The sequence below is a fragment of the Sphaerochaeta sp. S2 genome, assembly GCF_016406725.1.
In the GTDB taxonomy this organism is placed as follows: Bacteria; Spirochaetota; Spirochaetia; order Sphaerochaetales; family Sphaerochaetaceae; genus Sphaerochaeta.
In genome coordinates, this window is sequence record NZ_JAEKNT010000288.1 from 1 (window position 1) to 8,357 (window position 8,357).

An 8,357-nucleotide genomic window follows, 5' to 3' on the forward strand; every position below is an offset into this window, starting at 1 on the left:
GAATGCTGGGTCATCCAGCCTTTCAGCAGTACCTGGGGTGTAGACGAAGGTAGGACCAACTGCATTGACCGTAATATTGCTTGGGGACCACTCAGCGGCTAATACCTTGGTGAGCATATTCAGTCCACCTTTTGAAGCACAATAGACAGCCTCATGGGGGATAGCCACCACAGAAGCTTGGCTGGATATGTTCACGATGCGACCTTTCTTCCGGGAGAGCATTCTCTTTCCTGCTTCCTGGCAACAGAAGAAGGTTCCTTTCAGGTTCAGATCCATCATCCAGTCCCAGTCTTCCTCGGTAATTTCCTCGGCTGGAATTGGATTACCCATTCCTGCGTTGTTCACCAGTACATCGATCGGACCCATTTCATCCTCAATACGGGAGAAACAGTCCTTGATGGAGTCCACTCGTCTCAAGTCAAGCTTGAAGGCTTTGCATTCGCCCCCTTGTTCCTGTATGCCGGCAGCAACCTGCTCAAGCGCATCAATATCTCGTGCAGTAATTGCAACCCTTGCCCCTTCTGAGGCAATAATCTCTGCCAAACCCTTGCCTATGCCTTTACTCGCCCCAGTTATTACCACCAATTTCCCTTCCAAGGTAGAACCAAACCGCTTTCCTTCCATACCTGCATCTCCTTCTCTCTTTGTAGCCTACGACGCGGCTAGGGTGCAGTCAATATGTATTTCTCACTCTCAGTTGTTGACAACCTCTACAATTCTAATCATAGTCACAGGTAATTCAAGCCAACTGGAGTCTCTACCATGCCGAGAGAGAAAGAATCGATCTACCGGGGCGATACGGGTGTGAGGGTGTTCCTTATTACCATTCTGCTTACCGGTCTTGCTTACGGGCTGTATCGTGGAATTCAGGACAACTATCTTGCAGAGATAGTAAAGATATCTGAATTTGAACGGGGAATTGTAGAATTCTTTCGGGAATTACCGGGGCTCCTGCTTATCTTCATCCTCGCTTCCATGTATCGATTCAGTGAGAGTACTGTCTACAAGGTAGGTACACTTATCATGCTTTTCGGTTTGCTTGGCTTGTTGTTTCTCGGCTCCAGCAAAGTAGTGGTAATCCTCTTCATGGTTGTCTTCAGTAGTGGAGAGCATATCATTATGCCGATCAAGAGCTCGATGTCCCTCTCCTTTGCAAAGAGCGAGAAGGGAGGAGCCAGCCTAGGGGTAACCTCAGCAATCAGTCATGGGGGAAATATCGGTGGTTTTGTCATTGTCTCCATTCTCTTCTTGGTCCTGGGTCGCCTTGGGTATGCAAGGGATTCAATTGTTGGGTTCAGGGTGATATTCTTCCTCTCAGCATCCTTGCTCTTCTCAGCAGCAGTTATCGTACTCACGATGAGAGACCGTGGAAAGCCGGTCAAACGAAGCAGGTTGTACTTCCACCGAAAGTTCGGGAAGTTCTACATGCTCGAGATATTCTATGGAGCAAGAAAGCAGATATTCCTTACCTTTGCTCCCTATGTCCTGATCCTATTCTATGGAGCTGACACCTCAGTAATTGCGATGCTGCTCGCCATCTGTGCAATCTTCGGTATGTTGCTCAGTCCTGTTATCGGAATATTGGTGGACAAGCTTGGATATAAGACCATCATGGTAGCCGATACCATCATTCTCGTGGCGGTCTGTTTGCTTTATGGTTTTGCGCACCGGATATTCCCGATGGAAATTGCATTCATTGTGGTGTGTGTCAATTTTGTACTCGATTCAATTATCAGCCTTGCGAGCATGGCAACCAATGTGTATGTGAGAGACCTCTCCTCTTCCCGTGAAGAACTCACCGCTACCCTTACAACGGGTATCTCGGTCAATCACCTGATCAGTGTCATGATCGCCCTGCTTGGCGGACTTATCTGGAAAACGCTCGGCATTGAAGTTCTGTTCTCCCTCTCTGCAGTCCTTGGTTTGGCTAACTCGGTGTTTGCAGCAACGATTAAAAAACCGGAGAACCGAACACTCTACTGAGCAGGAAAGCAATAACAAAACTCAAGGAGTAAGAGATAAAGGTAGATGAAGCAAAGCCCATATGTTGGGCTTTGTGTGCTTCATCCATTCCCTCCCTCCTCACTCTCCTAAACTGGACCAAGAAACGGATTGCCAGAAATACCAGCAGGGGAAGGAAATATACGGGATACATCCCAACAAACACAAACACTGCACTCACCAGATAGGCAGCCAAGCCTTCAGTTGCAACCAAGCCAACACTGCCTCGTTTTCCCAGGAGAATGGAAAGTGTTTTCCTTCCATTTGCTGTATCACCTATTCGGTCACACCCATTGTTCACCGAGAGGATCATACCAATAAGCAAAAGGAAGGGAACAGTTGCCGCAACCTCCCTGCCACCAAGGGGAACTCCCAGAACGAAGAGCGTGATCAGAAAGAGGACACTGCCCAGGAAGCCTCCGGCAAACAGTTCACCAAACGGAGTCCTGCTGATCGGCAGCGGCCCGGCTGTATAGAAGAAACCAACAAGCATGCATAATCCACCAACAAGAATGAGATACAAGCTGGTCATATAAGCCAGAACAAGGCCCAGCATAGCAGCCAGGGCGAACAGGGTAAGGGAGATAAGCAAGGCAGAGAGCGGGTTCACCTGTTCATGTACAAGCACTTTCTCTTTCTCCTTGGTATAGGTAAGGTTATCTGTCCCTCGGTAGTAATCGAAGAAGGTATTGAAGCCGGTGGTTCCCATATCGACAAAGAGAGTTGCAAACCCCATGATCACCCAAGGGAGCAAGGGTACGTTATCAAGCATATTTAGCGCATATAGAGAGGCACAAGCGAAGGTCCCCATGCTGATGACCTTCGTTCGCATCTCTACGATATTAAGGAACTGGCGTATTGTCATAAGGAAATTATACTGTTTTTGTGGGATATTTTCCATGCTTCTTCACTTTACCACTTGATTTTCACATAAACCTCCTTGTATTCTGTTTTTGCATATTAATACCAATGATATGCAGTCCTACCCATCTGGCAAAAAAAATATTATGCTCAGAAAGTGGTTCTTGGAAAAATAAAGCAGGAATTAACACCTGCGTGAATATCATATACAGGAGAAACATATGAAAAGAAAACAGCTGTTCCTAATCGCTCTTTTGGCCTTGGTCATGAGTGTATCCCTTTTTGCTGCAGGAGATAGTGAAGAAGCACAGAGTGGCGAACTTGATAGAAGCAAGTACTTCATCACCGTTGCAACCGGACCTACCAGCGGTCTCTACTACCCAATCGGAGGAGCGTTCTCTTCTGTATTCCAGAATAAGCTTGGCTACAAGTCATCAGCACAGGCAACCGGCGCTTCAGCAGAGAACGTCACCCTGATCAGGGAAAATCGTGCTGAGATGGCCATTGCCATGAGTGATGTGGTAGCACAGGCATACCAGGGTTTTGGTGCTTATGAGGGCAAGGAACCTGCTACAGAGCTTCGCGCTCTGCTCGGTCTCTACCCCAACTACGTACAGCTGGTTACCACTGACAAGACCGGAATCAAGAAGTTCACCGATCTGAAAGGTAAGCGTGTCGGCATCGGCGCCCCCAATAGTGGTGTTGAGGTCAATGCAAGAATGATGTACGAAGCACACGGCATGAGCTATGCAGACAGCAAGGTTGACTACCTCAACTATGGTGAGGCAATCGCCCAGTTGAAGAACAACATGGTTGATGCAGTCTTTGTAACCAGCGGCATTCCCAATGCAACCATCATGGAGCTTGGCACCACCAGCAAGATTGTACTCGTACCCATCGAAGGCGAAGGTCTTGCAACCCTGAAGAAGAACTATCCCTTCTTTGTTGAGGCAACCATTCCTGCTGATATCTATGACACCGATAGTGATATCCAGACCGCCACGGTCCGCAATATCATGATCGTGAATGAAAGCCTCCCTGTCGATGTAGCATATGACCTGACCAAGGGAATCTTCGAAAACATCGAAGACATCCAGGCAGCACATGCTACGGCAAAGAAGCACATCACCCTTGAGAACAGTCACATCGGTGTGGATATCCCCTTCCATGAAGGAGCTATCAAATACTACGAGGAAGCAGGACTGTAAGCATTCTTGATGAAAAGCAGAACACAACGTAGTATTATTGTTGTTGTCCTCACCCTTGTGGTGGGGACACTGCTTCTCCTCTTCTTACAAAGGCCAGGTCTTGCCTTGGTGTTGCGTGACCAGCAAACCGGGGAGGTGCTGGCCTCGATTCCCGTTGAAGAGGGAGAGCAGCTCACCTACCGTTGGATCCATTCAGCTGAGTTCATTCCCTGGATTGAGGAATTCACCATCCAAAAGGATGGATCATTCCACCTAGACACCATCAAGGTAGCAGGCTTCGGAGCTGGTATTCCTGAGAACAAAGGCGTAACATCTGTGAAAGACGGTATGGTTGTCATGGAACAACTGGACCAAGTGTTTGGCGAAATTCGTTGGATCCATTCCCAAACCGCATTAACCAGCATTACTGTTGGAGACACCATCTTTATCACCGGTGAGGATGTACCCCATCATATTCCGGTAGAATTAACTATAGAAGGAGTAGGAACCATATGGCCAAGATATCCCTTGACGAAATGAATCCTGCCATGAAAAGCAAACAGGAGCAGCTGCTCAGCAAGTTCGAGAAAGAATCGAAGACACGCAAATTCGACCACTATCTCCTTGCCCAGGGGCTGTATTGGATTTCCATCATTGTAGCACTCTACCACTTTGGTACCTCATTCATAGGGTATCCGGCAACACATCTGCACCGCTCACTCCATGTTGCCATGATTCTATTTATGACCTTCTTCCTCTACCCTGCCAACAAGAAAGCAAGCAGGAAATCCATTCCATGGTATGACATTGTACTGGCAATTGCCTCACTTGCAGTGGCAGCATATGTCTGGATTGACTACATCAACTTCATAAACCGAATGGGAAGTCCCAATACCATGGACGTGATCATGGGAACCATCCTGATACTCGTGGTACTGGAAGCAAGCAGGCGGATTTCTGGATGGCCATTGGTGATTCTCAGTCTTATCTTTTTGCTGTATGGGCTCTTTGGAAGAAATCTTCCAGGGATTTTCATGCATCGAGGGTATGACTGGAAAGCTCTGGTTAACCATATTTTCATCAACACAGAAGGTATCTATGGTACTTCAGTGGATGTAGCGGCCTCATATATTTTCTTGTTTATCATGTTTGGTACGGTCATGAATAAGTGCGGTATGGGACGGTTCTTCAATGACCTGGCCCTTGCCTTTGCAGGAAGCTCCAAGGGTGGTCCGGCTAAGGTGGCAGTCATTGCAAGCGGGTTCCTTGGTTCCATCAACGGAAGTGCTGTCGCCAATGTAGTTACCACTGGAGCCTTCACCATCCCACTGATGAAAAAAACCGGGTATTCCAATGAGTTCAGCGGCGCTGTAGAGTCAAGTGCCTCTGTTGGTGGGCAGCTTCTTCCCCCTATCATGGGAGCTGCAGCATTCATCATGGCTGAGATGCTCGGCGTCAAATACAGTTCCATCGTTGTAAGTGCAGCAATACCTGCCCTGCTCTACTACCTCGGTATCTTGGTACAGGTCCAGCTTCGTGCTTCCAAGCTAAACCTTGAGGGACTTCCCAAGGATCAACTGCCGAAGTTGAAGGATGTGATGCGGGAGCGTGGACATCTCTTGATTCCCATCGCCTTCCTGCTCTACATGCTGCTCTTCAGTGGAGCCACAGTCATCTTCTCCGCCTTCTGGGCAATAGTTGCCACCATCGCGGTCAGTATGGCAAGAAAGACAACCAGAATGACACTTCGCCAGATTCTCGATGCGTTTTCTGAAGGTACCAGGGCGGTAGTCTCTGTAGCCGTTGCCTGTGCTGTGGTGGGAATCATCATTGGTGTGGTTAGTCTTACCGGGTTTGGACTCAATATGGCCAATGCCATCATCCAGCTTGGACGGTCCAACCTGATGTTGACGCTCTTCCTCACCATGATCACCTGTATGATCCTCGGTATGGGCCTTCCATCCATACCGGCATACCTGATCACCGCTACCATGGCAGCTCCGGCCCTTGTTAAGCTTGGCATCCCCCCATTGGCAGCCCATATGTTCGTCTTCTATTTTGCAATGTTTGCCAACATCACCCCTCCTGTTGCTCTTGCATCATTTGCAGCAGCAGGCTTGAGTGGCGGAGATCCCATGAAGACAGGCATACAATCGGTAAAACTCTCACTGGCTGGTTTTATCGTTCCCTACATGTTCATCTACAACTCAGCACTCCTGCTCATTGATGTAACACCGCTGGTTGCGCTTCGTGTAGCAATTACCGCCATCTTGGGAGTTCTCTTGATAGGTATGGCAACAGAGGGATACCTGTTCAAGGACATGGTTTGGCCTGTACGTATTGCGGCCTTCCTGGGAGCCCTGCTCTTGATCTCTGCAAACGTGGTGCAGGATGTAATTGGTTTCTCTTTGGCGGTTCTGGTCGTACTCTTCCAGTTCTATAGGAAGCACAAGAAACAGATTGCCTAAGACAGGAGTCTCATACGACCTTGCTTCTGAAATGAGGCAAGGTCAATTTTTTCTCCCCCAGAAAGACGGCTTTCTTCAGCTGCAAAAGCCATAAAATGGCTTTCCAATGAGGTGGAAAGATCACTGGTACTGTGTATATCCAAAGAACGAACACGTGCGATAAAATCAGTAATCAGGTGCTCGTCTCCACCCCCGTGGCCATCCCTTTTCGTATTGAGCTGATAAGTAATATGTTCCTTGGTCGAGAAAACATCAATGGTAATCTCACCACTCTCCATGTCCCCTTTTAGTTCCGCCTTGCTGCCCATTACCCGTATACTCCTATGTGTATCCATGGTAAATCCAGACATGGTAAAGTTGGCGATAACACCATTTGAGAACCGTGCACTTACACTTTGGTGATCAACCACATTATTGTCACAGTGGTATACACACCTCCCATACGGACCTTCTTTCAACGCCTTCTCCCGCCCCTCGTAGGAAAGGTCAGTGGTAATGACATTCACAGGCCAGAGAATATTCTCACCCAAGTAGATTTTCTGGGCAGCATAGGGACACTGTTCAAGCACCGGACAACCATCAGTGCATCGTAACGGAGCTCCCTTTGGTGCTTTATCTTGTTTGAAATGAAACAGATCACCATAGCTGGAGAGCGTTTCGCAAGAACTTCCGGCAAGATAGCGAAGAATGTCCATATCGTGACAACTTTTAGCAAGGATCATAGGACTGGATTCTTCTCTCTTCCTCCAGTTTCCCCTCACATAGCTGTGCGAGATATGGATATGGCCTACATTCTCATTCAATTCGATACCGATCAGATCACCGATGGCCTTCTCCTCGATGAGTTGCTTGATTTTGGTGAAGAACGGAGTGTATCGCAGTACATGGGAGATGCTTACCAGGCTTTTGGTATGTTTTGCTTTTTCTGCAATCTGGGATAGCTCACCCAAAGAAGGAACAACCGGTTTCTCACAGAGTACTGGATATCCCTCATCAATTGCCTTGAGAAGAGGCTCCAAATGCATTGCATCTTGGGTTGCAATGATAACAACATCAAAATCCTGGTGTGTGGAGGGAAATAAATCCTTCCAGTCGGATACTACAAGTGAAGACCGAATAGTATGTTCCTCTGCAATTGTAGTACGTTTCTCTTGATCAGGTTCTGCGATGGCTGTTATACGAAGATCTTGCGGTCGGGTTTTTGCGTAGTCGGCATACACATACCGACCCCTGCTCCCCCCGCCCAACAATGCGGCGCGAATTGGGTTCATGAACTTCTCCAAAAAGATATAGTAAAAAATGCCTTATGACTCTAGGACCCAGGTAGCACTATGTCCCTTATCATCCCCTCTGCATGGTGGGAAGCGCTTGCCTTCCTCCATGTTGACCGTCTTGTCGGGATGTTCTGAGCAGTGATAGACTCCAGCAGTCTCACACTGTGAGCCGGTTTGGGTAGAGACTTCCTCTTTTGGGGCTTCCTCTTTCTTCTCCTGCTTGGGAGGTACTGGTGAACTGGCTTTCTGAACAGGCTTTTCTGCTTGTGGTGCACTCTGTACAGGTTTAACCGGTTCCTGCATCTTCGTTGCATCACCTTTCTTACCGAGTAACAGCCATTGCACAATAATTGCAGCAGCTCCTACCAACAGGACTAAAATAACAGCGACAGTCTTGACCTGTGTGTCCTGCACAGCAAGCAGAATCAACACAACGATGAGTACCATAACCACTAGATAGACGATAGTAGTTTTTTTCAGACGCTCTTTCTCGTAGCTTGTGTTCATAGCTTCTCCTATCTATGTATCGTTACCCAAGAGGGGAACTTATACGCTGTATACTACTC

8 protein-coding genes are annotated in these 8,357 nt (G+C 47.9%); 4 read left to right on the top strand and 4 right to left on the bottom strand.

Features of this window, described 5'->3' with window-relative positions; translation table 11 throughout:
- The coding region (locus JF818_RS08460; protein ID WP_198891579.1) for an SDR family NAD(P)-dependent oxidoreductase at nt 1–624 on the bottom strand (624 nt) is incomplete at its 3' end.
- 138 nt (nt 625–762) lie between these two features.
- Between JF818_RS08460 and JF818_RS08465 the strand changes: the two genes are divergently transcribed.
- Nucleotides 763–1,983, top strand: a complete 1,221-nt coding sequence (locus JF818_RS08465; RefSeq protein ID WP_198891580.1) for an MFS transporter — start codon at nt 763–765, stop codon at nt 1,981–1,983.
- Here JF818_RS08465 and JF818_RS08470 read toward each other — a convergent pair.
- Nucleotides 1,952–2,866, bottom strand: a complete 915-nt coding sequence (locus JF818_RS08470) for a prenyltransferase (RefSeq protein WP_198891581.1) — start codon at nt 2,864–2,866, stop codon at nt 1,952–1,954. The genes JF818_RS08465 and JF818_RS08470 overlap by 32 nt on opposite strands.
- 217 nt (nt 2,867–3,083) lie before the next feature.
- Between JF818_RS08470 and JF818_RS08475 the strand changes: the two genes are divergently transcribed.
- The 3 genes from JF818_RS08475 to JF818_RS08485 are packed head-to-tail and all read left to right on the top strand — an operon-like array spanning nt 3,084 to nt 6,517.
- A complete protein-coding gene (locus JF818_RS08475; RefSeq protein WP_198891582.1) occupies nt 3,084–4,070 on the top strand; it encodes a TAXI family TRAP transporter solute-binding subunit in 987 nt (328 codons plus the stop codon).
- Nucleotides 4,071–4,079: 9 nt separating this feature from the next.
- The gene (locus JF818_RS08480; RefSeq protein WP_198891583.1) at nt 4,080–4,589 is read left to right on the top strand and encodes a DUF1850 domain-containing protein; all 510 of its coding nucleotides are present in this window, start codon (nt 4,080–4,082) and stop codon (nt 4,587–4,589) included.
- Complete coding sequence (locus JF818_RS08485) at nt 4,562–6,517, top strand: TRAP transporter permease (RefSeq protein ID WP_198891584.1); 1,956 nt, start codon at nt 4,562–4,564, stop codon at nt 6,515–6,517. Before JF818_RS08480 ends, JF818_RS08485 begins: the two co-directional genes overlap by 28 nt.
- Here the strand turns inward: JF818_RS08485 and JF818_RS08490 are convergent.
- Both JF818_RS08490 and JF818_RS08495 read right to left on the bottom strand, forming a co-directional pair.
- Nucleotides 6,514–7,788 carry a Gfo/Idh/MocA family protein gene (locus JF818_RS08490; RefSeq protein ID WP_198891585.1) on the bottom strand — a complete coding sequence of 425 codons (1,275 nt, stop codon included), beginning with the start codon at nt 7,786–7,788 and terminating at the stop codon, nt 6,514–6,516. The two genes, JF818_RS08485 and JF818_RS08490, sit on opposite strands and share 4 nt — an antisense overlap.
- Before the next feature lie 33 nt (nt 7,789–7,821).
- On the bottom strand, nt 7,822–8,298 hold the full coding sequence (locus JF818_RS08495; protein WP_198891586.1) for a hypothetical protein: 477 nt from the start codon (nt 8,296–8,298) through the stop codon (nt 7,822–7,824).
- Nucleotides 8,299–8,357 lie beyond the last annotated feature (59 nt).

What these genes read in the sequence shown, in the direction of transcription:
- JF818_RS08465 (WP_198891580.1), top strand. Translation starts at nt 763, where the DNA reads ATGCCGAGAGAGAAAGAATCGATCTACCGGGGCGATACGGGTGTGAGG.
- JF818_RS08470 (WP_198891581.1), bottom strand. Translation starts at nt 2,866, where the DNA reads ATGACAATACGCCAGTTCCTTAATATCGTAGAGATGCGAACGAAGGTC.
- JF818_RS08475 (WP_198891582.1), top strand. Translation starts at nt 3,084, where the DNA reads ATGAAAAGAAAACAGCTGTTCCTAATCGCTCTTTTGGCCTTGGTCATG.
- JF818_RS08480 (WP_198891583.1), top strand. Translation starts at nt 4,080, where the DNA reads ATGAAAAGCAGAACACAACGTAGTATTATTGTTGTTGTCCTCACCCTT.
- JF818_RS08485 (WP_198891584.1), top strand. Translation starts at nt 4,562, where the DNA reads ATGGCCAAGATATCCCTTGACGAAATGAATCCTGCCATGAAAAGCAAA.
- JF818_RS08490 (WP_198891585.1), bottom strand. Translation starts at nt 7,788, where the DNA reads ATGAACCCAATTCGCGCCGCATTGTTGGGCGGGGGGAGCAGGGGTCGG.
- JF818_RS08495 (WP_198891586.1), bottom strand. Translation starts at nt 8,298, where the DNA reads ATGAACACAAGCTACGAGAAAGAGCGTCTGAAAAAAACTACTATCGTC.